Raw genomic sequence first — 26,215 nt, forward strand, 5'->3', positions numbered from 1 at the left:
TCTTGCCGGAGGTAGAGCACTGGATGGTCTAGGGGGCCCACAAGCTTACTGAAATCAGCCAAACTCCGAATGCCGGTAAGTGAGAGCGCGGCAGTGAGACTGCGGGGGATAAGCTTCGTAGTCGAGAGGGAAACAGCCCAGATCACCAGCTAAGGCCCCTAAGCGTGTGCTAAGTGGAAAAGGATGTGGGGTCGCATAGACAACCAGGAGGTTGGCTTAGAAGCAGCCACCCTTTAAAGAGTGCGTAATAGCTCACTGGTCAAGTGGTTCCGCGCCGACAATGTAGCGGGGCTCAAGCACACCGCCGAAGCTGTGGCACTCACATGATACTTCGCCAGGCCTTGATGTCTGGTGCAGGTGTGTGGGTGGGTAGGGGAGCGTCGTGCCGGGGGTGAAGCAGCGGGGTGACCTAGTTGTGGACGCGGCACGAGTGAGAATGCAGGCATGAGTAGCGAAAGAAGGGTGAGAAACCCTTCCGCCGGATGACCAAGGGTTCCAGGGCCAGGCTAATCCGCCCTGGGTGAGTCGGGACCTAAGGCGAGGCCGAGAGGCGTAGTCGATGGACAACGGGTTGATATTCCCGTACCCGCGAAGGAGCGCCCGTGATGAACCTCGTTGTGCTAACCACCCAAACCGCTGAGGCCTTCGGGTCAAGGTTGGGGAGCGTGGGAACCTGGCGGGTAGTAGTCAAGCGATGGGGTGACGCAGGAAGGTAGCTGATCCCGGCCGGTGGTTGTGCCGGGGTAAGCGTGTAGGCCGTGTTGTAGGCAAATCCGCAACACATGTGGCTGAGACGTGATGCCGAGCCGATTCAGGTGAAGTCAGTGATCCTATGCTGCCGAGAAAAGCCTCTAGCGAGTTCCGAGCGGCCCGTACCCCAAACCGACACAGGTGGTCAGGTAGAGAATACCGAGGCGATCGGGCGAACTGTGGTTAAGGAACTCGGCAAATTGCCCCCGTAACTTAGGGAGAAGGGGGGCCGGAGACGTGAAGCCCCTTGCGGGTGGAGCGTTGTATGGCCGCAGAGAGCAGGGGGAAGCGACTGTTTACTAAAAACACAGGTCCATGCGAAGAAGTAATTCGATGTATATGGACTGACGCCTGCCCGGTGCTGGAACGTTAAGGGGACCTGTTAGCTCCTTTCGGGGGGCGAAGCGGAGAACTTAAGCGCCAGTAAACGGCGGTGGTAACTATAACCATCCTAAGGTAGCGAAATTCCTTGTCGGGTAAGTTCCGACCTGCACGAATGGCGTAACGACTTCCCCACTGTCTCAACCACAGGCCCGGCGAAATTGCATTACGAGTAAAGATGCTCGTTACGCGCGGCAGGACGGAAAGACCCCGGGACCTTTACTATAGCTTGACATTGGTATCTGAGTTAGCTTGTGTAGGATAGGTGGGAGCCGGTGAAGCCTATACGCCAGTATGGGTGGAGGCAATCTTGAAATACCACTCTGGTTGATTCGGGTATCTAACTTCGGGCCGTTATCCGGTTCAGGGACAGTGTCTGGTGGGTAGTTTAACTGGGGCGGTTGCCTCCTAAAGGGTAACGGAGGCGCCCAAAGGTTCCCTCAGCCTGGTTGGCAATCAGGTGTTGAGTGCAAGTGCACAAGGGGGCTTGACTGTGAGACTGACAGGTCGAGCAGGGACGAAAGTCGGGACTAGTGATCCGGCACTTGCGTGTGGAAGCGGTGTCGCTCAACGGATAAAAGGTACCCCGGGGATAACAGGCTGATCTTCCCCAAGAGTCCATATCGACGGGATGGTTTGGCACCTCGATGTCGGCTCGTCGCATCCTGGGGCTGTAGCAGGTCCCAAGGGTTGGGCTGTTCGCCCATTAAAGCGGTACGCGAGCTGGGTTTAGAACGTCGTGAGACAGTTCGGTCCCTATCCGCCGTGCGCGTAGGATACTTGAGAAGGGCTGTCCCTAGTACGAGAGGACCGGGACGGACGAACCTCTGGTGTGCCAGTTGTCCCGCCAGGGGCACGGCTGGTTGGCTACGTTCGGAAGGGATAACCGCTGAAAGCATCTAAGCGGGAAGCCTGCTTCAAGATGAGGTATCCCACCCACCTTTGGTGGGGTAAGGCCCCCAGCTAGACGACTGGGTTGATAGGCCGGAGATGTAAGCTCGGTAACGGGTTGAGTTGACCGGTACTAATAGGCCGAGGACTTGACTACGAAGCTGCTACGCGTCCACTGTGCAACTCTGAACAAACAGGCGGCCCTGGGTGGTTGTTTGATATGTTCATAGAGTTACGGCGGTCATGGCGGAGGGGAAACGCCCGGTTACATTCCGAACCCGGAAGCTAAGCCCTCCAGCGCCGATGGTACTGCACTCGGGAGGGTGTGGGAGAGTAGGACACCGCCGGACATTCTTTCCAGTCGAGGGCCGCCCCAATATGGGTCGGCCCTCAACTGCGTAGCGTCGAGTGCGGCGCAATCAGGAAGGATGTACCTGTGAGTTCAGGACCGCAGGACGGCGACCGTCCTCGACGTTACGAAGACCGTTCCGACCGACGTGGTGACGCGCCCCGCCGCGATGACCGCCCGTCGTACCGGGATCGGGACGACCGCTCGCGCGACCAGCGCGGCGGCTATGGCGACCGCCGCGAGGGCGGTTTCCGCTCGCGCGACGATTCACGGTCCACCGGTGGTGGCCGGGACGGTGGTCACCAGGGCCCGCCACGCGGCGAGGGCCGGGACTTCCGCGGCGGTGGTTCGCGTGAGGGTGGTTTCCGGGGCGGGGATCGCCGCGAGGGCGGTTTCCGTCGTGACGGCGATGGCCGCCAGGGTGGGTTCCGCGGTGGTGACCGCGAGGGTGGCTTCCGTGGCGGTGACCGGCGCGACGGTGGTTCGCGTGAGGGTGGTTTCCGTTCTGGTCCGCCGCGTGAGGGTGGTTTCCGGGGCGGGGATCGCCGCGAGGGTGGTTTCGGCGGGGACCGTCGTGAGGGCGGCTTCCGCCGTGACGGTGACGCCCGTGAGGGTGGCTTCCGTGGTGGGGACCGTCGTGAGGGTGGTCCGCGTGAGGGTGGTTTCCGCGGCGGCGACCGTCGTGAGGGCGGCTTCCGAGGTGGGGATCGCCGCGAGGGTGGTTTCGGCGGGGATCGCCGTGAAGGCGGCTTCCGCCGTGACGGCGATGGCCGCCAGGGTGGCTTCCGTGGTGGTGACCGCGAGGGCGGTTTCCGCGGTGGTGACCGGCGCGACGGTGGTTCGCGTGAGGGTGGTTTCCGTTCCGGGCCGCCGCGTGAGGGCGGCTTCCGAGGTGGGGATCGCCGCGAGGGTGGCTTCGGTGGAGACCGCCGTGAGGGCGGCATCCGTCGTGACGGTGACGCCCGTGAGGGTGGCTTCCGTGGTGGGGACCGTCGTGAGGGTGGTTTCCGTGGCGGCGACCGGTCGGAGGGCGGTTTCCGTTCCGGCCCCCCGCGTGAGGGTGGTTTCCGGGGTGGGGACCGTCGTGAGGGCGGTCCGCGCGAGGGCGGCTTCCGCCGCGACGGTGAGAGCCGCGAGCGCGGTTTCCGCGGCGGCGACCGCGAGGGCACCTTCCGCAGCGGGGATCGCCGTGAGGGCGGTTTCGGCGGGGACCGTCGTGAGGGTGGTTTCCGTTCCGGGCCGCCGCGTGAGGGCGGCTTCCGAGGCGGTGACCGCGAGGGCGGTTTCCGCGGTGGTGACCGACGCGACGGTGGTTCGCGTGAGGGTGGTTTCCGTTCCGGCCCGCCGCGTGAGGGTGGTTTCCGTTCGGGTCCGCCCCGCGACGGCGGCTTCCGCAGTGGCGACCGGACCGGTGGCTACGGCGACCGTCCGCGCCGGGACGACCGGCCGGGATTCGAGGACCGGCGTCGGGACGGTGCCGGGGACGGGCCACGCGACCGCCGGGACGACCGGCGTGACCGGGCCGAGCCGCAGGGGGCCGGCGCACCGGCGTTGCCCGACGAGATCGTCGCGTCCGACCTGGACCAGGCCGTGCGCGCGGAGCTGCTGTCACTGGCCAAGCCGGTGGCCGACACCGTCGCCCGGCACCTGGTCGCGGCCGGTCAGCTGATCGACGAGGCCCCGGCGGAGGCGCTGGCGCACACGCTCGCCGCCCGTCGGCTCGCGTCGCGTATCTCGGCGGTGCGCGAGGCGGTCGGGTTGGCCGCGTACCACGCGGGGGAGTGGCAGACGGCGATCGCCGAGCTGCGCACGTACCACCGGATGACGGGCCTGCAGAGCCACCTGGCCGTGCTCGCCGACTGCGAGCGGGCGCTCGGGCGTCCGGAGCGGGCGATCGACCTGTTCCGGGGGGCCGACCGGGAGAAGCTCGACCAGGCCGTCGCGGTCGAGCTGCTGATCGTCGCCGCCGGGGCCCGGGGTGACCTCGGCCAGAAGGACGCGGCCGTGGCCATGCTCCAGGTCCGCGAGCTGACCAACGATGCGACCGAGCCGTGGGCCGCCCGGCTCCGGTACGCGTACGCCGACGCGCTGCTCGCCGTGGACCGCCGTGAGGAGGCCCGGGAGTGGTTCTCCCGGGCGGCCGACGTCGACGCCGAGGGCGACACCGACGCCGCCGAGCGGCTGCTCGAACTCGACGGGGTGCTGATCGAGGGCGACGACGAGGACGACGAGCCGGCCGAGGAGGGCGTCGACGCCGCCGCCGACCACGAGGACGCCGACCACGAGGACGCCGAGGACGACGAAGACGCCGACCAGGAGGACGACGACGAGGACGACGTCGCCCCGGTGGCTGCGGACCGGGCCGGGTCGGCACCGACGGAGACCGAGCGGGGCGCGAAGCCCGTGGACTCGCCCGAGCCGGGTGCGGACCTGCGGTGACGACGGACACCGGGGACCGGCTGGTCGACGGCTACTCGCTGGTCGTCTTCGACCTGGACGGGGTCATCTACCTGATCGACCGGCCGATCCCCGGCGCGGTCGAGGCGGTGGGGCGGCTACACGCCGAGGGGCGGACGGTCGCGTACGCCACCAACAACGCGTCGCGGCGGGCCAGCGAGGTCGCCGACCTGCTCACCGGCATGGGGGTGCCCGCCGGGCCGGAGGAGGTGCTCACCTCCGCGGGCGCCGCTGCCGAGCTGCTGGCGGAGCGGTTGCCCGCCGGCTCGCCCGTGCTGGTGGTGGGGGCGGAGGCGCTGCGCGCCGAGATCACCGCCGTCGGGCTGCGCCCGGTGTCCCGCCTCGACGAGTCGCCCGTCGCCGTCGTGCAGGGGTACGGCCCGCAGGTCGGCTGGGCGGACCTGGCCGAGGCGTCCCTGGCCGTGCGGGCCGGGGCGCAGTGGATCGCCACGAACACCGACCGGACCCTGCCCAGCGGGCGGGGGCCGCTGCCGGGCAACGGGTCACTGGTGGCCGTGCTGCGGACCGCGCTGGACCGGGACCCCGACGTGGTCGTGGGCAAGCCCGAGCCGGCGCTGTTCGCCACCGCCGCCCGCCGGGCGGGGCAGGGACGCACCCTCGTGGTGGGCGACCGCCTCGACACCGACATCGAGGGCGCCCGGCGTGCCGGCCTGGACAGCCTGCTCGTGCTGACGGGCGTCAGCGACGTGCCCGAGCTGCTGGCCGCCCCGGCGGCGCGCCGGCCGACGTACGTCTCGGTCGACCTCGCCGGGCTGTTCGACCCGGCGGCCGTGGTCCGGGTGCCGGGCGCCGCCGAGACGGGCGGCTGGTCGGTGCGCGCGACCGACGGTGGCCTGGAACTGGCCGGCGGCGGCCGGCCGCTGGACGCGTTGGCCGCGCTCTGCGCCGTCGCCTGGGCGACCGGCGTGGGCCCGCAGACCCGGGCGGGTTCGCCGGAGGGCGAGGCAGCCCTGGCCGCCCTCGGCCTGGCTGGCTGACCCACCGCGCGGTGTGCGCAGCCCGCTCCCGCGGCACCGGCCGGTCCGGGGCCGCAGGGGCGGGCTGCGCCCGTTTCCGGTCGTCAGAGCAGCTTGCGGAGCTTCATCAGGTCGAACGGGTTCGCCTTGATCGACACGCGGCGCGACGCGACCGCCTTGGTCACGTCGAGCTCGCCGCGTACCAGGGCGAGCAGGTCGTCGCTGCTGGTGCTCAGCGCGATCTTCGCCTTGGGGTCGTCGCCGTCGGTGAGGTCGAGCAGCCGCCCGTCGGCGAGCCGGGCGTGGAAGGCGGTGCCCAGGTCGGTGACCCGGCAGGCCAGGGTGCGGTCCAGGTCGACCCGTTCCCGCACGGCGTCGGCGTTGCGGTCCAGCCGGGCGGCCAGATCCTGCAACGCCTGCCGGCACTCGTCCACGCTGGCCACTTCGTCTCCTCACGCGCGCCACGTCCGTTTCCCGGCACCGTACCGCAATGGGCGTCGCCCGGCGCCCGGTAGCGTGAGACCCGCAACCCCACCCCCGTGGAAGGACTCAGGCATGCAGGACGCGTGGCGCGCCTACCTCGGACTGGCCATGGGCCTGACGGAGGCGCCCCGGAAGAAGGCGCAGGACGTGGTGCGCCGGGTCGTCGGCTCCGGCGAGGCGACGGCGACCCAGCTCCAGGCCCTCGCCGAGGAACTGGTCTCCACCGGCGCGGCGAACCGGGAGGCGCTGACGAAGCTGGTGCGCTTCGAGGTGGACCGCGCGCTCGGCGCGGTCGGGCTGGCGACCGCTGACGAGGTGGCCGAGCTGACCCGCCGGGTGCACGAGCTGGAACGCCAGCTGCGGGACGCCCGGGCCGGCCTCGCCGAATCTGCCCCGCCGTCGCCCGGCCCGCAGGGGCCGGCCCCGCAGTCGCCCGGGGCGGATCCGTCCGGGGCGACGACGTCCGGGGCACCTGCCCCCGTCGCCACGAAGGCCGTGGCGAAGAAGACGGTCGCGAAGAAGGCCGTCGCCACGAAGGCTGTGGCGAAGAAGGCGGTCGCCACGAAGGCCGTCGCCCGCAAGGCGCCCGCCGCGGTGGGCAACGCCGAGCCGGCGGGGGACACGGCGGAGCCGGCCCGCCCCGCGAAGAAGACGCCGGCCCGCAAGCGGCAGCCGGGCGGTGCGGCGTGAGCGCACCCCTGTCTGGCCGGTGCCGACGGTGAGCGGACCGTTCCGGCCGGGCCCACCGCCCGGCGGCCGGCCCGTGCCGCCGCCGGGGCCCCGACCGGGCCCGCCGCCTCGCCCGGTGGCCGACGCCGACGACGGCGACGCCCGGCACCCTGCCGTGGACGCCGCCGTGCAGGCGATGGCGAACGCCGCGTCGCTCTCCCCGGCCGACCAGATCCCGCAGTACGAGGCGGCGTACCAGACGCTGCGGGAGACCCTCGCCACCATCGACCAGGCCTGACCGACCGGAGATCCACCCTCATGGCACGTCGCAACCGGCTCGACGCCGAACTCGTCCGCCGCGGTCTGGCCCGGTCCCGCGAGCAGGCCGCCGCGTTGGTCGAGGCCGGGCGGGTCCAGCTGCGCGGGGTGCCGGCCCGCAAGGCCGCCGCGCTGGTCGACCCCGCCGATCCGCTGCTGGTCACCGGTGCCGACCCCACCTCGGAGTACGTCTCCCGGGGCGGTCACAAGCTGGCCGGCGCGCTGGCCGCGTTCACCCCGGACGGGCTTCGGGTGGCGGGCCGGCGCTGCCTCGACGCCGGCGCGTCGACCGGCGGCTTCACCGACGTCCTGCTGCGCGCCGACGCGGCCGAGGTCGTCGCCGTGGACGTCGGCTACGGGCAGCTCGCGTGGGCGCTGCGCACCGACGACCGGGTACGGGTGTTCGAGCGGACCAACGTCCGCACGCTGACCCCGGAGGCGATCGGCGGGGAGGTCGACCTGACGGTGGCGGACCTGTCGTTCATCTCGCTGCGGCTGGTGCTGCCGGCGCTGACCGCCTGCACCCGGGCCGACGGCGACCTGGCGTTGATGGTGAAGCCCCAGTTCGAGGTCGGCAGGGAGCGCGTCGGCGCGGGCGGGGTCGTGCGCGATCCGGCGCTGCGCGCCGAGGCGGTCCTGGACGTGTCGACGGCGGCCGCCCAACTCGGCCTGGGGCTCGCGGGCGTGACCGCCAGCCCGCTGCCGGGGCCCAGCGGCAACGTCGAGTTCTTCGTATGGTTACGCCGGGGAGCGCCGGCGGCGGACCCGGAGCGGGTGCGGGCCGTCGTGGCGGCCGGCCCGCAGGGCCCGAGCCCGTCCGGTGACGCGCCGGACGCGGCCCCGGAGGAGGTGGCAGGGTGAGCGCGAGGAGTGAGCTTGCGAGCCCCGCAGTCGCGAGCGGAGGTGGCAGGGTGAGCGCGAGGAGTGAGCTTGCGAGCCCCGCAGTCGCGAACAAAGGCGGTATGGGGTGAGCGCGAGGAGTGAGCTTGCGGGCGCTGCGGTCGTGAGCGGAAGGTGGTTCCGTTGAGTCGTACCGCGCTGTTGGTGACGCACACCGGCCGGCGTCGCAGCACGGAGCACGCCCGGGCGGTCGCGGCGGACCTGATCGCCGCGGGGTTCGAGGTGCGGGTGGTGGCCGAGGAGGCCGACGACCTGGACCTGCCGGGCGTGGTGCCGATGACGGGGCTGGAGGCCGCCGAGGGGGCGGAGATCGTCTTCGCCCTGGGCGGCGACGGCACGTTCCTGCGCGCGGCGGAGCTGGCCCGGCCGGCGAAGGTGCCGCTGCTCGGCATCAACCTGGGCAAGGTCGGGTTCCTCGCCGAGGCGGAGATCGACGACCTGGACGTGGCCGTGCGCGACGTGGTGGACCGCAACTACACGGTGGACGAGCGGCTCACCCTCGACGTGACGGCGGAGTTCGACGGCGGCCCGACGATCGAGTCCTGGGCGCTCAACGAGATCAGCGTCGAGAAGGGCGAGCGGGCCCAGATGCTGGAGCTGCTGGTCGACGTGGACGGCCGCCCGCTGTCCCGGTACGGCTGCGACGGCGTGGTCTGCGCGACCCCCACGGGCTCGACGGCGTACGCGTTCTCGGGCGGCGGGCCGGTGGTGTGGCCGGAGGTGGAGGCGTTGCTGCTGGTCCCGATCAGCGCGCACGCGCTGTTCAGCCGGCCGTTGGTGACCGCGCCGACGTCGACGTTCTCGATCACGGTGGACCCGTTCACCACCCTCGCCGTGCTGTGCTGCGACGGCCGGCGCGTCTACGACCTGCCGCCGGGGGCGCAGGTGACGGTGCGGCGCGGCGCGCTGCCGGTGCGGGTGGTGCGGCTGCAGGCCCGGTCGTTCACCGACCGGCTGGTGGCGAAGTTCGGGTTGCCGGTGCACGGCTGGCGGGGCAACCGCAGGTGAGCGACGTCTCCGGGGCGGCCCGGCGGCGCTGGTGGGCCGCTGGTCGGCCGGCGTCCCGGCGGGGGTGACGGGGCGGCGGCCGGTGGGCGGTCACCGCGTCCCGGCCGTGTCGGCTGGTCAACTGTCGGGGCCCGCGTCTACTGTCGGTTGCTGTGCTGGAAGAGCTGCGCATCACCGGACTGGGCGTCATCGAGGACACCACGCTGCCGTTGGCCGGCGGGATGAACGTCATCACCGGCGAGACCGGTGCGGGCAAGACGATGGTGGTGACCGGCCTGGGCCTGCTCTTCGGCGGCCGGGCCGACGCGGGCCGGGTGCGGGCCCAGCCGGGTCGGGCGGTGGTCGAGGGGCGGCTGCGGCTCGGCGGCCGGGTGGCCGCCGCCGTGCACGCCCGGGTCACCGACGCCGGTGGGGAGCCGGACGACGACGGTTCGCTGCTGCTGAGCCGCACGGTCACCGTGGAGGGTCGCTCGCGGGCGCACCTGGGCGGGCGGGGCATGCCGGTGGCGATGCTCGGCGAGGTCGGCGAGCAGGTGGTGGCGGTGCACGGCCAGTCCGACCAGTTGCGCCTGCTGCGCCCGGCCGAGCAGCGGGCGGCGCTGGACCGGTTCGCCGGCCCCGAGCACGAGAAGCTGCTCGACGCGCTGCGGGAGGCGTACGCCCGGTGGCGGGCGGTGGTCGACGATCTGGCCGACCGGCGGCGCAACGCCCGGGCGCGCCATCAGGAGGCCGACCTGCTCCGGCTGGGGCTCGACGAGATCAGCCGGGTGGATCCGCAGCCGGGCGAGGACGACGAGTTGCGGGCCGAGGCGCAGCGACTGGAGCACGCGGAGGGGCTGCGCACGGCGGCGCAGACGGCGCACCACTGCGTCGCGGGCGGCACCGAGCCGACCGACGAGACGCCGGACGCCACGGCGCTGCTGGGGTTGGCCCGGCGCACCCTGGAGGCGCAGGCGGGCACCGATCCGGCCCTGGGTGACCTGGCGGCCCGGTTGGAGGAGGCGGCGACGCTGGTCGCGGACGTGTCGGCGGAGCTGTCGACGTACCTGGCGGCGTTGGACGCGGATCCGGCCCGGTTGCAGGTCGTCTACGAGCGGCGGGCGGCGCTGCGGGCGTTGACCCGCAAGTACGCCGACGACGTCGACGGGGTGGTGGCGTGGGCGGAGCGGGCCCGGGCGCGGCTGTCCGATCTGGACACCTCCGACGACGTGCTGGACGAGCTGGACCGGGAGGCCGCCCGGCTGGCCGGTGAGGTGGCCGACCTGGCGGGGCGGGTGTCGGCGTCCCGGCAGGAGGCGGCGTCGCGGTTCGCCGAGCAGGTGACGGTCGAGCTGGCCGGGTTGGCGATGCCGCACGCGCGCATCGAGGTGGCGGTGCTGCCCCGGCCGGCGGGCCGGTCGGAGCCGAGCCTGGCGGTCAACGGCGTGGAGGTGGGCGTCGGCCCGGACGGCGGCGACGAGGTGGAGCTGCGCCTGCTGGCGCACCCGGGTGCCCCGTCGCTGCCGTTGCAGCGGGGCGCGTCCGGCGGTGAGCTGTCCCGGGTGATGCTCGCGATCGAGGTGGTGTTCGCGGGCTCGGGCGGCCCGCCGACCCTGGTCTTCGACGAGGTCGACGCGGGCGTGGGCGGTCAGGCGGCGGTGGAGATCGGCCGGCGGCTGGCCCGGCTGGCGCGCAGCCACCAGGTGCTGGTGGTCACCCACCTGCCGCAGGTGGCGGCGTTCGCCGACCGGCACCTGGTGGTGGCGAAGGACACGGGTGGCGCGGTGACCACCAGCGGGGTGCGGGTGGTGGAGGACACCGAGCGGGCCCGGGAGCTGGCCCGGATGCTGGCGGGTTTGCCGGATTCGGATCTGGGTATCGCTCACGCCGAGGAGCTGCTGGCCGTGGCGGCGCGCGAAAGGCGGCCCTGACGGCGCGTTATTGTGAGCGCACGCACACCGGCGCGCGCTCCGGTGTGCTTCCCTGGGTAGGCGGCCCTGCTCAGGCATGTCGCGACAGAAAAGCCTGCCTCACATGCCAGGATGGTCACGATGCGTCTACCCACGTTGCGCCGGACCCGTAACACCGAGCCGGACACAGTCCTCGGCACCGCGCGCCTCGACCGCCGGACGAAGCGCCTGGTCGGGCGGCTGCGTCCGGGCGATGTCGCGGTGATCGACCACGTCGACCTGGACCGGGTGGCGGCCGACTCGCTGGTGGCGGTCGGCGTCGCCGCCGTGCTCAACGCGAAGCCGTCGGTCTCCGGCCGGTATCCGAACCTCGGCCCGGAGGTGCTGGTGACCGCCGGCATCCCGCTCCTGGACGACCTCGGCGAGGGGATCTTCGAGCGGGTCCGGGAGGGCGACACCGTCCGGATCGAGGGCAACACCGTGTTCGTCGGCAGCGAGCCGGTCGCGCACGGCGCGTTGCAGGACGCCGAGTCGGTGGCGAAGGCGATGGCCGACGCCCGCGAGGGGTTGTCGGTGCAGTTGGAGGCGTTCGCCGCCAACACGATGGACTATCTCAAGCAGGAGCGCGACCTGCTCCTCGACGGCGTGGGCGTGCCGGAGATCCAGACCCAGATCCAGGGCCGGCACTGCCTGATCGTGGTGCGTGGCTACGACTACAAGGCAGACCTGGACGTGCTGCGCCCGTACATCCGGGAGTTCAAGCCGGTGCTGATCGGCGTGGACGGCGGGGCGGACGCGCTGGTCGAGGCCGGCTACACCCCCGACATGATCATCGGGGACATGGACTCGGTGACCGACGACGTGCTGCGCTGCGGCGCCGAGGTGATCGTGCACGCCTACCCCGACGGCCGGGCCCCGGGGCTGCCCCGGGTCGCCGGGCTGGGCGTCGAGGCGATCACGTTCCCGGCGGCGGCCACCAGCGAGGACCTGGCGATGCTGCTGGCCGACGAGAAGGGCGCCTCGCTGCTGGTGGCGGTCGGCACCCACGCCACCCTGGTCGAGTTCCTGGACAAGGGCCGGGGCGGGATGGCCTCGACGTTCCTCACCCGGCTCAAGGTCGGCGGGAAGCTGGTGGACGCCAAGGGCGTGAGCCGGCTCTACCGGCAGAGCATCTCCGGTTCGTCGCTGCTGCTGCTGGTCCTGTCGGCGGTGGCGGCGATGGCCTCGGCTGTGGCGGTCTCCACCGTCGGCAAGGCGTACCTGGGCGTGGTCAGCGAATGGTGGAACAATTTCGTGTTCCAACTCGGCCAGCTCTTCTAGCTCCCCGACCGATCAAGAGGCTGCAAGCGTGATCAACTTCCGCTACCACGTGGTGTCCCTGACCGCGGTCTTCCTGGCGCTGGCCATCGGCCTGGTCGTCGGCACGGCCGCCCTCAACGGCCCCGTCGCCGACTCGCTCAAGGAGCGGGTCAACGGGCTGAGCAAGGACAACCAGCAGATGCGCCAGGCGGTCAACAACATGCAGAAGGAGATCGAGCTGGAGGAGCAGTTCGCCGCCGAGGTCGCCCAGGTCCTCCTGCCGGGCAAGCTCACCGGGCGTCGCGTGCTGCTGCTCACCCTGCCCAGCGGCCGCGAGCACACCGAGGGCGTGCTCAAGATGCTCCAGCTCGGCGGTGCCCAGGTCACCGGTCGGGTCGACCTGCAGGACAAGTTCATCAACCCGGACAACAACAACAACCTGATGGAGCTGGCCGTCACCGCGGCCCGGCCGAGCGCCCCCGCCTCGGGGCTGCCCGGCAACGGGCACGGGGTGGAGACGTCCAGCGCCCTGCTGGCCAGCGTGCTGCTCGACCGCGCCGACGGCGCGTCCCCGGCCACGGAGGCCGACCGCCGGGCGGTGCTGGCGTCGTACAGCAACGCCGGATACCTGACGACCGACGAGAAGGTGACCGGGCCCGCCGAGGCGGTGGTGCTGGTCAGCGGCCAGCCGTACGTGGACAAGGACTCCGCGAAGAAGGACGAGTCGGTGGTCAAGGTCGCCGAGCAGTTCGACCGGACGGGGGCGATCGTGGTGGCCGGCAACGGCTCGGCCGGCGGCAACGTCGTCTCGGTCGTCCGGGGCGACCCGGTGCTGTCGCAGACCATCTCCACCGTCGACGACGCCAACACCACCCAGGGGCAGCTGGTCACCACCCTCGCCCTGGTGCAGCAGCTCGTGGAGAAGAAGGCCGGCCAGTACGGCGTGGGCGACAACGCGTCCGCGCTGCTGCCTAGACTGCCCCAGTGAGCGAACGACGTACCCGGGTGTCCGACCCTTCCCGCCGTGCGTGCGGCGTACCGAACGGGGTGACCGCGTGAGCCTGCTGGGCCGCCTGCTGATCGCCGGCGCCGGTGCCGCCGCCGCCCGCTACGCGCTGCGCGAGGTGCGCACCTCCCCGGCCGCCCCGGCGCTGGAGCGCACCAACTTCCGGGGCCGCGCCGTCACCCTCGCCGCCGGGCCGGCGCTCGCCGCCGGCGCCGCCGCGGCCGGGGCGTTCGGCGCGGCCAGCGCCCCCGCCGGCGTCGCCGCGCTGGTGGCCGGCGTGGGCGGGGGAGCGGTCGGGGTCTACGACGACGTGGTGGGGGCCCGGCCCGAGCAGAAGGCCGCCAAGGGCTTCGCCGGGCACCTCGCCGCGCTGCGCGAGGGCCGGGTCACCGCCGGGCTGGTCAAGATCGTCGGGGTGGGCGCGGCGGGCCTGGCCGCGTCGGCGCTGCTCGCCGCCGACCGGTCCGTCGCCGCCCACCCCCGCCGCGGGCGGCTCGGCGCGGTGGGCCGCACCGCCGACGTGCTCCTCGGCGCGGGGGTGATCGCCGGCACCGCCAACCTGCTCAACCTGCTGGACCTGCGGCCCGGGCGGGCGCTGAAGTCCGCGCTGCTGCTCGGCGTGCCGCTGACCGGGGGCCCGCACGGCGGGATCGCCGCCGGGGCGGTGGGCGCCGCCGCCGGCCTGCTCCCCGACGACCTCGACGAGCAGGTGATGGTCGGCGACGGCGGGGCCAACGCGATCGGCGCGGTGCTCGGGGTGGCCCTCGCCGCCCGCACCGGGCCGCTGGGCCGGGCCGGCCTGCTCGCCGTGCTCGCCGGGCTCACCGCCGCCAGCGAGAAGGTCAGCTTCACCCAGGTCATCCAGGCCACCCCGGGCCTGCGTGAGCTGGACGCGCTGGGCCGGCGCACCGACTGACGTGACGCCCGGCCCTCATGAGCCCGGCGCTGCCGACGCGGCCACCGGCCGACGTGCGGGCCGCCGCGACCGACGGGAAGGCCACCTGCTGACGTGAAGACCCCGGCACCCCTCGCCGGCGCCGGCCGGGTGGCCGGGGCGGCCGCCCTCATCGCGGTGCTCACCGTGGTCGCCCGGCTCGCCGGCTTCGGCCGCACCGCCGTGTTCACCTGGGTGGTGGAGCGCAGCGACCTCGGCGGCATGTACGTGGTCGCCAACATCGCGCCGAACATCATCTTCGAGATCGTGGCCGGTGGGGCGCTGGCCAGCCTGGTGGTGCCGCTGCTGGCCGGTCCGGTCGCGGCGGGCGACCGGCGGGCCGTCGGCGCGACCACCGGCGCCCTGCTGACCTGGACGCTGACCCTGCTGGTGCCCCTCGCGGCGCTGGTTGCGCTGCTGGCCGGGCCGATCGTCGAGGCGCTCAGCTCCGGCCGCAGCCCCGCCGAGCTGGCCGCCGGGGCGCGCATGCTGCGGATCTTCGCCCCCCAGCTGCCGCTCTACGGCATCGGGATCGTGCTCACCGGCGTCCTCCAGGCGCACCGCCGGTTCGCCTGGCCCGTGATCGCCCCGCTGCTGTCCAGCCTCACCGTGATCGTGGTCTACCTGACCTTCGCCGGCGTCGAGGGCCGGGGGGCCAGCATCGCCGGGGTGAGCCGGGGCGGCGAGCTGATCCTCACCGGCGGCACCACCCTCGGCGTGGTCGTGCTGTCGCTGTCGCTGCTGATCCCGCTGCGCCGGCTCGGCCTGCGGCTGCGTTTCGGGTACGCGTTCGACGCCGACGCCCGCGCCCGGGTCGGCGGGCTCGCGGCGGCCGGGGCGGTCACCGTCGCCGCCCAGCAGCTCGCCCTCGCCGTGGTCGTCAAGAGCGCCTCCGGCGGCCCCACCGGCTCCCCGCAGGTGTTCAACCTCGCCCAGACGATGTACCTGCTGCCCTGGGCGGTGCTCGCCGTGCCGCTCGCCGTCGCCGCGTACCCGACCCTCGCGGCCGCGTCGGCGGCCGGCGACGAACGGGCGTACCGGGGCACCCTCGCCGCCACGACCCGGGGGGTGCTGCTGTTCAGCTGCCTCGGCGCGGCGGCCCTCGCCGGCACCGCCGCCCCCGTCGCCGCCTTCTTCTACCCCGACGACCCGGCCCCGGTGGCCGCCGCGATCGCCGGCTTCGCCCCCGGCCTGCTCGGCTACGGGCTGTTCGCGGTGCTCTCCCGCGCCCTCTACGCCCGGGGCGACACCCGGCCGGCCACGGTGGCCATCACCGCCGGCTGGCTGGCCGTGCCGCTGGCCGTCGCCCCCCTCGCCGCGCTGCTGCCCCGCGCCGACCGGGTGCTCGCGGTGACCCTGGCCAACTCCGCCGGCATGCTGCTGCTCGGCGTCCTGCTGCTCGTCGCGGCGCGCCGCGCGGCCGGGCCCGCCGCGCTGGCCGGGACGGCCCGCGCGGGCGCGGCGGGGCTGCTCGGCGGGGCACTCGCCGCGCTCGCCGGGGCGGCCACCGCGCATGCCCTGGCCGGGGCCGGGGCCGGCACCCCGACGACACTCGCGGCCCTCGTGCAGGGCATGCTGTCAGCAGCCGTGGTCGGGGTGGCGTTCCTCGCCGTGGCGTACCTGGCCGACCGGCGGGACGTGCGGCCGCTGCTCGCCGCCGTGGGCCGCCGGCTGCCCGGTGCGCTCCGGCGCGGCGGACGCCCCGGCGGGCCTCGGCAGGGGGACGTGGTCGGTCCGGAACGGGGCGACGGGAAGGAGACGGTGTCCGGGTGAGCGGGACGACGGGCGGCCGACCGGGGGTGGCGGTGGACCGGGGGTGGTCGCGGTGACGGGCGCGACACCGGCCGTCGGCGGGCACGGCACCGTGGCGCTGCTGCTCGCCTCCAGCACCGGCGGCGTCGGTCAGCACGTCCGCTCCGTCGCCCGGGGCCTCGCCGCCGCGGGCGCGCCGGTGCTGGTCTGCGGGCCGGCGGCCACCGAGGAGCAGTTCGACTTCACCGGCGCGGGGGCCCGCTTCCAGCCGGTCGAGATCCCGGCCAGCCCGACACCCGCCGACGCCCGGGCCGTCGCCGCGCTGCGCCGCGCGCTGGCCGCCGAACCGGTCGCCGTCGTGCACGCGCACGGCCTGCGCGCCGGGCTCGTCGCCGTCCTGGCCCGGCCGGCGGCCCCGCTCGTGGTCACCTGGCACAACGCGGTGCTCGCCCGGGGGTTGCGCGGCGGGTTGTCCCGACTCGCCGAGCGGGTCGTCGCCCGGGGCGCGCGGGTCGCCCTCGGCGCCAGCGCCGACCTGGTCGAGCGCGCCGCCGCCCTCGGGGCCGCCGACGCCCGGCTGGCCCCGGTCGCTGCGCCGGCGCTGCCCGCGCCGCGTCGCCGCCGGGCCGCCGTCCGCGCCGAGTTCGCGGTCGCCGCCGGCCAGCCGCTGATCCTCTCCGTGGGCCGGCTGCACCCCCAGAAGCGGTACGACGTGCTGGTCGACGCCGCCGCCCGGTGGCGCGGCCGGACCCCGCCGCCGGTCGTGGTGATCGCCGGCAGCGGCCCGGCATACCTGCCCCTCGCCGCCCGGATCTCCGCCGCCCGCGCCCCGGTCACCCTGCTCGGGCACCGCACCGACGTGGCCGACCTGCTCGCCGGGGCGGACCTGGCCGTGGTGACCAGCGACTGGGAGGCCCGCCAGCTGTTCGCGCAGGAGGCGCTGCGGGCCGGCGTACCGCTGGTGGCGACCGCCGTCGGCGGCCTGCCGGAGCTGGTCGGCGACGCCGCGGCGCTGGTGCCCCCGGGTGACGTCGACGCGGTCGACGCGGCCGTGCGCGCGCTCCTCGACGACGACGACCGGCGGGCCGAGCTGGGCCGGCGCGGCGCCGCGCGGGCGGCGACGTGGCCCACCGAGGCGGACACCGTCGCCCAGCTTGCCGCGCTCTACGCGGAGCTGGCCGGCGACACCAGCGGCCCGGCCGCCCCCGGCGCGGACACCCCGTCGACGGGACGCCGGTGATGCTGCGCGCGCTGAGACCGGTGCTGCTGCGCCGGCTGCCGCCGGTCCTGCTCACCCTGCTGGTGGTGGTGCTGGGGGTGACCGCGCTCGCCGCCCGGCCCGCCACCGAGACGCCCCGGCGCACCGCCGACTTCGTGGTGCTCGTCGGCGTGGCCGGCCTGCGCTGGGACGACGTCGACGCGCAGACCACCCCGACGCTGTGGCGGATGGCCCAGCAGGGCTCGATCGGCTCGCTGTCGGTGCGGTCCGCCCACCGGCCCACCTGCCCCGTCGACGGCTGGCTGACCCTGGGCGCGGGCAACTTCGCCGCCTGGAACGGCAGCCGGGGCGGCAGCGTGTGCCCGCCGGCCGGGGTGACCGTCGAGCAGCCCGACGGCATCGGCGCGAACCTGCCCGACCAGGAGAGCGTCGTGCAGCACAACCAGCAGCGCCTGCCCTGGGGCGCGGTGCCCGGCGCGCTGGCGGAGTCGGTGCGCTGCTCCGTCGCCGTCGGTCCCGGCGCGGCGGTGGCCGCCGCCCGCCCCTTCGGCCGGGTCGACCGCTACGCCGCCGCGCTGCCCGACGACCCGGCTCCGCTGCTCGGCTCGTGCGTGCTGAGCATCGTCGACCTCGGCACCGTCACCGGCGAGGACCGGGCGGCCCGGGCCGAGCAGGCCCGCCGGGCCGACGCCGACCTGGCCCGGGTCCTCGCCGGCCGGCCCCCGCGTTCCCTGGTGCTGGTCGCCGGGATCTCCGACACCGACCTGCCGGCGCGGCTGCACGTCGCCGTCGCCGACGGGCCGGGCTGGGAACGGGGCTGGCTCACCTCGCCGACCACCGGCCGGGAGGGTTACCTGCAACTGGTCGACCTCGCGCCGACCGCGCTCGCCGCGCTCGGGCGGCCGATGCCGGAACGGCTGTTCCTCGGCCGGCCTGCCCTCTCCGTCGGCGGCCGCCCGGCGGACCTGCCCGCCGCGATCGCCGCGCCGGCCGACGCCGACCGGGAGGCCGCCGCCCAGCGGCGGGTCGCCGGCTGGTTCTTCGCCCTGCTCGCCGGCGCGCAGGTGCTGCTGGCCGTGGCGGTGCTGCCGCTGTTGCGCCGCGCCCGCCGCCACGCCGGGCCCGTCGGCCCGGCGCCGGTGCCCCGGCGGGTGGTGGCGACGGTCGAGCTGCTGCTGATCGCCGCCGCCCTCGCGGTGCCGGCGGCCCTGCTCGCCGACGTGGTGCCGTGGTGGCGCGGCGACCACGCCGGCTGGTGGTTCGCGGCGACCACCGTGCTGCTGCTGGCCGGCGCGACCGCCGCCGTCCGGTTCGCCCCCGGGCACGACGCGACGCTCGGGCCGCTGGGCGCGGTCGCCGGCCTGGCCACCCTCGTGGTCGCCGCCGACGTGCTCACCGGCGCCCGGTTGCAGCTCAACGGGGTGACCGGCTATTCGGCGCTGGAGGGCGGCCGGTTCTCCGGCCTGGGCACCGTCGGGCTCGGCGTGTTCGCCGCCGGGTCGCTGCTGTGCGCCGGCTGGCTGGCCCAGCGGGTCCACCGCCGGTGGCGGCCCATGGTGGTCGTCGCCGTCGGCGGGGCCGCCGTGGTGGTGGTCGGCAGCCCCTACCTCGGCGCGGACTCCATCGGCGCGATCGCGCTGACGGCCGGGGTGAGCGTGGCCGCCGCGATCAGCACCGGCGGCTGGCTGACGGTCAGCCGGCTGGTCTGGGCGGGCATGGCGGGCCTGGCGGTCATGATCGGCTTCGCGGTGGTCGACCTGCGCCGGCCGGCGACCGAACGGGGCAGCCTCGGCCGCTTCCTGGCCGCCCTCGGCGACGGCACCGGCGGGCTGACCGTCCACCGGTCCAGCACGGCCAACTTCGAGACCCTGGTCAACAGCCCGCTCACGGTGCTGGCCCTGGCCGGCGCCCTGCTGGTCTGGTTCGCGCTGCTCCAGCCGTGGGGCGGGCTGATGCGCCTGTTCGGCATCTACCCCGCGATGCGGGCCGCGATGGCGGGCACGGGGGTGGCCGCCGGCCTCGGCGGGCTGCTCGGCGGCTCCGCGCTCGACGTGGCCGGTGCGGCCGGCGCGCTGGTGGTGCCGATGGCGGCGCTCGCGGCGCTGCGGGTGCTCGACCACTCCACCGACCGGACCCAGCCGGGCGACGGGGGCCCCGCCAACGGCCGGCTCGGCGTCGCCCCGCCGGGCGGCCCGGACCGCCCCGCCGCCGCCGACGGGGCCGGGGCAGGCGACGGGGCCGGAGACGGGACCGCGTCGCCCGCCGAGCCGCCCCCGGCGCCGCCCGCCGACGCGGGCACGGACGGCGGCGGGGACGCGCCGGAGCGGGCGACCGGGCGGGCCGCCCGCGCATCGACGGGGGCCGCGACGGCCTGACCCGGCGCGCCGCCCCGGCCGGGCGACCTCGGGTGCGGCCTGCGGACCCGCCCCGGGGAGGTGTTACCGTGGAATCCCGTGGATCGCGTGATCACTTGTCCCGCAGCCGGCACGCCCGGTTTCTCGGCACTGATCGGCACGACGGTCTGCACGACCGCGACGGACGACACGGGAGCAGGCCTTGGCCCCTTCAGCACGGACGACCAGGCACATTTTCGTCACCGGGGGCGTCGCCTCCTCGTTGGGTAAGGGCCTCACCGCCTCCAGCCTCGGCAACCTCCTCTCGGCCCGCGGGCTGCGCGTGGTGATGCAGAAGCTGGACCCGTACCTCAACGTCGACCCGGGGACGATGAACCCGTTCCAGCACGGCGAGGTCTTCATCACCGAGGACGGCGCCGAGACCGACCTCGACGTCGGGCACTACGAGCGTTTCCTCGACCGGGACCTGTCCGGCAAGGCGAACGTCACCACCGGCCAGATCTACTCGGACGTGATCGCGAAGGAGCGGCGCGGTGAATACCTGGGCGACACCGTCCAGGTGATCCCGCACATCACCAACGAGATCAAGGCCCGCATCCTCGGCATGGCCGACCCGGACGCCGAGGGCCAGATCCCCGACGTGGTGATCACCGAGGTCGGCGGCACCGTCGGCGACATCGAGTCGCTGCCGTTCCTGGAGGCGATCCGTCAGGTCCGTCACGACCTGGGCCGGGACAACTGCTTCTACCTGCACGTCTCCCTGGTGCCCTACCTGGCCCCGTCGGGCGAGCTGAAGACCAAGCCCACCCAGCACTCGGTGGCGCAGCTGCGCAGCATCGGCATCCAGCCCGACGCGCTGGTGCTGCGCTGCGACCGGGAGATCCCGGAGAAGGTCAAGGTCAAGCTGTCGCTCTACTGCGACGTCGACACCGAGGCGGTCGTCGCCGCCCCGGACGCGCCGAGCATCTACGACATCCCGAAGGTGCTGCATCGCGAGGGCCTCGACGCGTACGTGGTGCGCCGGCTCGGCCTGTCCTTCCGCGACGTGGACTGGGCCAGCTGGGACGACCTGCTCGACCGGGTCCACCAGCCCCGGCACACCGTCACCGTGGCGGTGGTCGGCAAGTACGTCGACCTGCCCGACGCCTACCTGTCGGTCAGCGAGGCGATCCGGGCCGCCGGGTTCGGCCACCGGGCCCGGGTGCAGCTGCGCTGGGTGCCCAGCGACGACTGCGTCACCCCGGCCGGCGCGGCGGCGGCCCTGGCCGGCGTGGACGGCATCGTCATCCCCGGCGGCTTCGGCGTGCGCGGCATCGAGGGCAAGATCGGCACCGCCCGGTACGCCCGGGAGAACGGCGTGCCGCTGCTCGGCCTCTGCCTCGGCCTGCAGTGCATGACCATCGAGGCGGCCCGGCACCTGGCCGGCCTGCACGGGGCCAACTCCCTGGAGTTCGACGAGGAGGCCACGCACCCGGTCATCGCCACCATGGCCGACCAGGAGGACATCGTCGCCGGCCGGGGCGACCTGGGCGGCACCATGCGGCTGGGCGCGTACCCGGCGAAGCTGGCCGCGGGGTCGATCGTCGCCGAGGCGTACGGCACCACCGAGGTCAGCGAGCGGCACCGGCACCGCTACGAGGTGAACAACGCCTACCGCGACCAGCTCAGCAAGGCGGGGCTGCACATCTCCGGCACCTCCCCGGACGGCCGGCTCGTCGAGTTCGTCGAGCTGGACCGCGACCTGCACCCGTTCTTCGTGGCCACCCAGGCGCACCCCGAGCTGAAGAGCCGCCCGACCCGGCCGCACCCGCTGTTCGCGGCGTTCGTGAAGGCCGCCGTCGCCTACTCCGAGGCCGACCAGCTCCCGGTCGACCTGGACGCCGTCGGCGCGGCGGAGGCGGCGGGCCGGGCCGGTCACAACGGCGGCGCGGCCGCCGGGCGCGAGACGGCGTCGGCGTCGTGAGCGCCGTCGAGCACCGCTACGAGGTGACCGGCCGGCGGGAACGCTACGCCGGGCGGATCTTCTCCGTGGTCACCGACGAGGTCACCATGCCCGGCGGGGGCGCCGCCGTCCGCGACTACGTCCGGCACGTCGGCGCGGTCGCCGTCGTGGCCCTCGACGACGCCGGCCAGGTGGTGCTCATCCGGCAGTACCGGCACCCGGTCGGCCGGCACCTGTGGGAGCTGCCCGCCGGGCTGATCGACGTCTCCGGCGAGGACCTGGCCGACACGGCGGCCCGGGAGCTCGCCGAGGAGGCCGACCTCACCGCCGGCACCATCGACGTGCTGGTCGACCTGCACAGCTCGCCGGGCTTCTCCAACGAGGTCATCCGGGTCTTCCTGGCCCGCGACCTCGCCGAGGTGCCCGCCGGGCAGCGCCACGAGCGCAGCGAGGAGGAGGCCGACCTCCAGGTCGTCCGGGTCGACCTCGACGAGGCGGTGCGGATGGTGCTGGCCGGGGAGATCACCAACGCCTCCGCCGTGGCGGGGCTGCTCGCCGCCGCCCGCGCCCGCGACGCCGGCTGGTCGGCGCTGCGCCGCCCGGACGCGCCGCTGCCGCGCTGAGCCGAGCGGGCGTCCCGGCGGCGGCTCGTGCGCCGGGTCGGGCCGGGCGTCCCGCAGGTCGGCGAGGCCCACGCCGGCCAGGAGGGGAACGTGACGTGGGGAAGGGGCCGTGCGGCGTGCCGCACGGCCCCTTCGAGACGAGGCGGAGATCAGTCGCGCAGCGGGCGACCCTGCCCGTCGACGCCGCCGTTGACCAGGATCAGGATCCCGTCGATGGTGCCCCAGAGGGCGCCGAAGCCGCAGGTGACCAGGGTCACGACGAGCTGGAGCACGCCGGTCTTGGTGTCGCCCATGTAGAACCGCCCGACGCCGAAGCCGCCGAGGAGGATGCCGAGTACACCCGCGACGACCTTGCTCTTGTCGGAGACGCCCTGCGGGTACTGCTGGTAAGGAGTGGTCATGGGGCGAAACCATAGTGATCGACTCGCGTCCTGTCCGCAGCGGCACCCCACCGGTGGGACGATGGGAGGCCAACACTGGCGGAACGGCTGATCCGCTCTCCACCGCCGGCCCCATCGATGCCTGACACATCGTCAGCACCCCCGGGCACGGGATGGCACAGTGTCGGCGCCGCGAAACGGGCGGCCCGCCTAGACTGCCGCCGGCGGGACGGTGGACCGCGGCGGCAACGGAGCCCCGCGCACCGGGCGGTCGGGGCGGGACGGCCCCGGAGAGAGGTGTCTGCATCGTGAAGGTCGGAATCCCTCGCGAGGTCAAGAACCACGAATACCGCGTGGCCATCACGCCCGCGGGCGTCAACGAGTTCACCCGCAGCGGCCACCAGATCTTCGTCGAGTCCGGCGCCGGCGTCGGGTCGAGCATCACCGACGAGGAGTTCGCCGCGGCCGGCGCGAAGATCCTGGCCACCGCCGACGAGGTGTGGGACACCGCCGACCTGGTGCTCAAGGTCAAGGAGCCGGTCGCCGAGGAACACCACCGGATGCGCGCCGGGCAGGTGCTCTTCACCTACCTGCACCTGGCCGCGTCCCGGGCGTGCACCGACGCGCTGGTCGACCGGGGGGTCACCGGCATCGCGTACGAGACCGTGGAGCTGCCGGACCGGTCGCTGCCGCTGCTCGCCCCGATGTCCGAGGTGGCCGGCCGGCTCGCCCCGCAGGTCGGCGCGTACCACCTGCAACGGCAGGGCGGCGGGCGCGGCATCCTGATGGGCGGCGTCTCCGGCGTCTACGCGGCCAAGACCGTGGTCATCGGCGCGGGCGTGTCCGGCATGAACGCCGCCGCGATCGCGCTCGGCCTACAGGCCGAGGTGCTGCTGCTGGACAAGAACGTGGCCCGGCTGCGCCAGGCCGACGCCATCTACCGGGGCCACCTGCAGACGGTCGCCTCCAACGCGTACGAGATCGAGCGGGCCGTGCTCGACGCGGACCTCGTCATCGGCGCGGTCCTCGTCCCCGGGGCCAAGGCCCCCACGCTGATCTCCAACGAGCTGGTCTCCCGGATGAAGCCGGGCAGCGTGCTCGTCGACATCTCCATCGACCAGGGCGGCTGCTTCGAGGACTCCCGGCCCACCACGCACGCCGAGCCGACCTACCAGGTGCACAACTCCATCTTCTACTGCGTGGCGAACATGCCCGGCGCGGTGCCGCACACCAGCACCTACGCGCTGACCAACGTCACCCTGCCGTACGCCCTGGAGCTGGCCAACCACGGCTGGCGCGAGGCGCTGCGCCGCGACCCGGCCCTGGCGCTGGGCCTGAACACCCACGACGGGCAGGTCGTCTACGGGCCGGTCGCCGAGGCGCACGGCATGCCGACCCGGCCGCTGGCCGAGGTGCTGGCCTGACCGGGCAGCGGCACCCCGGGGCACCGGAGGTGGCCGGCGCGGAACCCGCGCCGGCCCTGCGCCGGGCCCTGCGCGGCTACCTCGACCACCTCACCGTCGAGCGTGGCCTGTCCGCGAACACCCTCGCCTCGTACCGCCGGGACCTGGACCGCTACCTCGCCACCCTCGCCGCCGCCGGGATCGCCGACCTCGCCACCGTCGGGCCCGGCGTCGTCGAGGCCCATCTGGCCCGGCTGCGCGCCGGCGGCGACGGCCACCCGCCCCTGGCGGTCTCCTCCGCCGCGCGGGCCGCGTCAGCCGTGCGCGGGCTGCACCGCTTCGCCGTGCGCGAGGGGCTGACCGGCGCGGACCCGAGCCGCGACGTCCGGCCGCCCGCCCCGCCCCGCCGGCTGCCCCGGGCGCTCCCCGTCGACGCCGTGGTGCGGCTGCTGGAGACCGCCGGCCCGGTGACCGCCACCGGCGACGGCGCGCCCCTCGCGCTGCGCGACCGGGCGCTGCTGGAGTTCCTGTACGCCACCGGCGCGCGGATCTCCGAGGCCGTCGGCGCGGCGATCGACGACCTCGACGGCCTCGACAGCGGCGAGGCGGCGGTGCTGCTGCGGGGCAAGGGCGGCCGGACCCGCCTCGTGCCGGTCGGCGGGTACGCCGTCGAGGCGCTGCGCGCCTGGCTGGTGCGCGGCCGGCCCGCCCTGGTCGCCGCCGGCCGGGGCACCCCGGCGGTGTTCGTCAACGCGCGCGGGGGCGCGCTGACCCGGCAGGGGGCGTGGACGATCCTGCGGCGGGCCGCCGAGCGGGCCGGGCTGCCGGTGGACGGGACGAACGCCGTCTCCCCGCACACCCTGCGCCACTCGTACGCCACCCACCTGCTCGACGGCGGGGCCGACGTGCGGGTGGTGCAGGAACTGCTCGGCCACGCCTCGGTGACCACCACCCAGGTCTACACGCTGGTCACCGTGGAGCGGCTGCGCGAGGTGTACGCCACCGCCCACCCGCGCGCCCGCGGCTGACCGGGGGACGCGCCGGCCGGACCCGCCCGCCGGGACCGGCCGGTCGGGGCCGACACGCCGTACCGGTGCCGAACGCCCTGCTGACCGGTGGCGTACAGTCGGCATGGCGCGGACCTTGCGGGGCGACAGGACCGGGGTGCGCAGCGGCGCCGCGAGGGACGTCGGACGGCTCCGACGCCAGGTGGTCGTCGGGAGGGGGCAACGAGGACATGGCTGGCAACGGTGACCGTGCCGAGACCTGGACGACGGAGCTCCGCGAGCAGCAGGCCACGCTCGGCGCGGACCTCGGGCCGGCGGACCCGGCGGCCTACACGATGCGCAAGCCGATCCCCGAGCCGATGCCCACCGACCGGCACGGGCCGGCCCGGATCATCGCGATGGCCAACCAGAAGGGCGGCGTCGGCAAGACCACCACCACGATCAACCTGGGCGCGGCGCTCGCGGAATACGGCCGCAAGGTGCTGCTTGTCGACTTCGACCCGCAGGGCGCCCTCTCCGTGGGCCTCGGCGTCAACCCGCACAACCTCGACCTGTCGGTCTACAACCTGCTCATGCAGGACGACGTCACCGCCGAGGACGTCCTGATCAAGACGGACGTGGCGGGGCTGCACCTGCTGCCGGCCAACATCGACCTCTCCGCCGCCGAGATACAGCTCGTCAACGAGGTCGCCCGCGAGATGGCCCTGGCCCGGGTGCTCAGGTCCATCCGCAAGGAATACGACTACATCCTCATCGACTGCCAGCCCTCCCTCGGCCTGCTGGCGATCAACGCGCTGACCGTCGCGCACGGCGTGCTCATCCCCCTGGAGTGCGAGTTCTTCAGCCTGCGGGGCGTGGCCCTGCTGCTGGACACGATCGACAAGGTGCGCGAGCGGCTCAACTTCGACCTGGAGCTGGAGGGCATCCTCGCCACCATGTACGACAGCCGCACCACCCACTGCCGACAGGTGCTCCAGCGGGTGGTCGAGGCGTTCGGCGACAAGGTCTACCAGACGGTGATCACCAAGACGGTGAAGTTCCCCGAGTCCACCGTGGCCGGTGCGCCCATCACCACCCTCGACCCGGCGTCGTCGGGCGCCCGCAACTACCGGCAGCTCGCCCGCGAGGTGATCGCCGCGCAGGCGGAGCGGTAGGCCGGGTGGCCCGTCGTCGGCGCGCCCGCCCTTGGCCGGCGGCCCACCAGCGGTCGGCTGCCGCGGGCCG

General features: G+C 74.2%; 21 protein-coding genes and 2 rRNA genes (1 of these 23 only partly in view). 21 read left to right on the plus strand and 2 right to left on the minus strand.

Going from position 1 to position 26,215, the window contains the following annotated elements:
• The 5 genes from HDA31_RS09730 to HDA31_RS09745 all read left to right on the plus strand — a co-directional run.
• Positions 1-2,179 (plus strand): 23S ribosomal RNA (locus HDA31_RS09730) (it extends 931 nt beyond the left edge of the window).
• A gap of 76 nt (positions 2,180-2,255) precedes the next feature.
• Positions 2,256-2,372: ribosomal RNA gene (gene rrf, locus HDA31_RS09735) — 5S ribosomal RNA — on the plus strand.
• A gap of 351 nt (positions 2,373-2,723) precedes the next feature.
• Entirely contained in the window at positions 2,724-4,040 is a 1,317-nt protein-coding gene (locus HDA31_RS31755; protein ID WP_221487979.1) for a hypothetical protein, read from the plus strand.
• Positions 3,962-4,810, plus strand: a complete 849-nt coding sequence (locus HDA31_RS09740) for a Replicase polyprotein 1ab (RefSeq protein ID WP_178067413.1) — start codon at positions 3,962-3,964, stop codon at positions 4,808-4,810. Before HDA31_RS31755 ends, HDA31_RS09740 begins: the two co-directional genes overlap by 79 nt.
• On the plus strand, positions 4,807-5,826 hold the full coding sequence (locus HDA31_RS09745; RefSeq protein ID WP_178064787.1) for an HAD-IIA family hydrolase: 1,020 nt from the start codon (positions 4,807-4,809) through the stop codon (positions 5,824-5,826). Before HDA31_RS09740 ends, HDA31_RS09745 begins: the two co-directional genes overlap by 4 nt.
• An 83-nt stretch (positions 5,827-5,909) precedes the next feature.
• Here HDA31_RS09745 and HDA31_RS09750 read toward each other — a convergent pair whose 3' ends face one another.
• On the minus strand, positions 5,910-6,248 hold the full coding sequence (locus HDA31_RS09750; protein ID WP_178064788.1) for an SCP2 sterol-binding domain-containing protein: 339 nt from the start codon (positions 6,246-6,248) through the stop codon (positions 5,910-5,912).
• Positions 6,249-6,360: 112 nt separating this feature from the next.
• Between HDA31_RS09750 and HDA31_RS09755 the strand changes: the two genes are divergently transcribed.
• The 13 genes from HDA31_RS09755 to HDA31_RS09815 all read left to right on the plus strand — a co-directional run bounded on the left by HDA31_RS09755 (position 6,361) and on the right by HDA31_RS09815 (position 22,201).
• Positions 6,361-6,978 (plus strand): phasin family protein, encoded by a 618-nt coding sequence (locus HDA31_RS09755; protein WP_178064789.1) that lies wholly within the window; start codon positions 6,361-6,363, stop codon positions 6,976-6,978.
• A gap of 28 nt (positions 6,979-7,006) precedes the next feature.
• A complete protein-coding gene (locus HDA31_RS09760) occupies positions 7,007-7,255 on the plus strand; it encodes a hypothetical protein (protein ID WP_074479374.1) in 249 nt (82 codons plus the stop codon).
• A 20-nt stretch (positions 7,256-7,275) separates the two neighbouring features.
• Positions 7,276-8,136, plus strand: coding sequence for a TlyA family RNA methyltransferase (locus tag HDA31_RS09765; protein WP_178064790.1), 861 nt, complete (start codon positions 7,276-7,278; stop codon positions 8,134-8,136).
• A 162-nt stretch (positions 8,137-8,298) separates the two neighbouring features.
• On the plus strand, positions 8,299-9,183 hold the full coding sequence (locus HDA31_RS09770; protein WP_178064791.1) for an NAD kinase: 885 nt from the start codon (positions 8,299-8,301) through the stop codon (positions 9,181-9,183).
• Positions 9,184-9,335: 152 nt separating this feature from the next.
• Entirely contained in the window at positions 9,336-11,093 is a 1,758-nt protein-coding gene (recN, locus tag HDA31_RS09775) for a DNA repair protein RecN (protein WP_178064792.1), read from the plus strand.
• 120 nt (positions 11,094-11,213) lie between these two features.
• Positions 11,214-12,392, plus strand: a complete 1,179-nt coding sequence (gene steA / locus HDA31_RS09780) for a putative cytokinetic ring protein SteA (protein ID WP_178064793.1) — start codon at positions 11,214-11,216, stop codon at positions 12,390-12,392.
• Between the two features lie 28 nt (positions 12,393-12,420).
• On the plus strand, positions 12,421-13,359 hold the full coding sequence (locus tag HDA31_RS09785; RefSeq protein WP_178064794.1) for a copper transporter: 939 nt from the start codon (positions 12,421-12,423) through the stop codon (positions 13,357-13,359).
• Between the two features lie 67 nt (positions 13,360-13,426).
• Entirely contained in the window at positions 13,427-14,293 is an 867-nt protein-coding gene (locus HDA31_RS09790; RefSeq protein WP_178064795.1) for a hypothetical protein, read from the plus strand.
• 93 nt (positions 14,294-14,386) lie between these two features.
• On the plus strand, positions 14,387-16,084 hold the full coding sequence (gene murJ, locus HDA31_RS09795) for a murein biosynthesis integral membrane protein MurJ (protein ID WP_178064796.1): 1,698 nt from the start codon (positions 14,387-14,389) through the stop codon (positions 16,082-16,084).
• Between the two features lie 52 nt (positions 16,085-16,136).
• Positions 16,137-17,303 (plus strand): glycosyltransferase family 4 protein, encoded by a 1,167-nt coding sequence (locus HDA31_RS09800; RefSeq protein WP_178064797.1) that lies wholly within the window; start codon positions 16,137-16,139, stop codon positions 17,301-17,303.
• Positions 17,304-17,326: 23 nt separating this feature from the next.
• Entirely contained in the window at positions 17,327-19,657 is a 2,331-nt protein-coding gene (locus HDA31_RS09805; RefSeq protein WP_246384683.1) for a hypothetical protein, read from the plus strand.
• A 181-nt stretch (positions 19,658-19,838) separates the two neighbouring features.
• Positions 19,839-21,599 carry a CTP synthase gene (pyrG, locus tag HDA31_RS09810; RefSeq protein WP_178064798.1) on the plus strand — a complete coding sequence of 587 codons (1,761 nt, stop codon included), beginning with the start codon at positions 19,839-19,841 and terminating at the stop codon, positions 21,597-21,599.
• A complete protein-coding gene (locus HDA31_RS09815) occupies positions 21,596-22,201 on the plus strand; it encodes an NUDIX domain-containing protein (protein WP_178064799.1) in 606 nt (201 codons plus the stop codon). The genes pyrG and HDA31_RS09815 overlap by 4 nt, the downstream gene beginning before the upstream one ends.
• 149 nt (positions 22,202-22,350) lie before the next feature.
• On the opposite strand, the gene HDA31_RS09820 is transcribed toward HDA31_RS09815, so the two are convergent.
• The gene (locus HDA31_RS09820) at positions 22,351-22,665 is read right to left on the minus strand and encodes a TM2 domain-containing protein (RefSeq protein ID WP_043968096.1); all 315 of its coding nucleotides are present in this window, start codon (positions 22,663-22,665) and stop codon (positions 22,351-22,353) included.
• A 224-nt stretch (positions 22,666-22,889) separates the two neighbouring features.
• On the opposite strand from HDA31_RS09820, the gene ald reads away from it, so the two are divergent.
• From ald to HDA31_RS09835, 3 genes are all read left to right on the plus strand, one after another.
• The gene (gene ald, locus HDA31_RS09825) at positions 22,890-24,005 is read left to right on the plus strand and encodes an alanine dehydrogenase (RefSeq protein ID WP_178064800.1); all 1,116 of its coding nucleotides are present in this window, start codon (positions 22,890-22,892) and stop codon (positions 24,003-24,005) included.
• Between the two features lie 29 nt (positions 24,006-24,034).
• Positions 24,035-25,012 (plus strand): site-specific tyrosine recombinase XerD, encoded by a 978-nt coding sequence (locus HDA31_RS09830; protein WP_178064801.1) that lies wholly within the window; start codon positions 24,035-24,037, stop codon positions 25,010-25,012.
• A 209-nt stretch (positions 25,013-25,221) separates the two neighbouring features.
• On the plus strand, positions 25,222-26,145 hold the full coding sequence (locus HDA31_RS09835; RefSeq protein ID WP_043968099.1) for a ParA family protein: 924 nt from the start codon (positions 25,222-25,224) through the stop codon (positions 26,143-26,145).
• Positions 26,146-26,215 lie beyond the last annotated feature (70 nt).

Source organism: Micromonospora carbonacea, assembly GCF_014205165.1.
Taxonomy (GTDB): domain Bacteria; phylum Actinomycetota; class Actinomycetes; order Mycobacteriales; family Micromonosporaceae; genus Micromonospora; species Micromonospora carbonacea.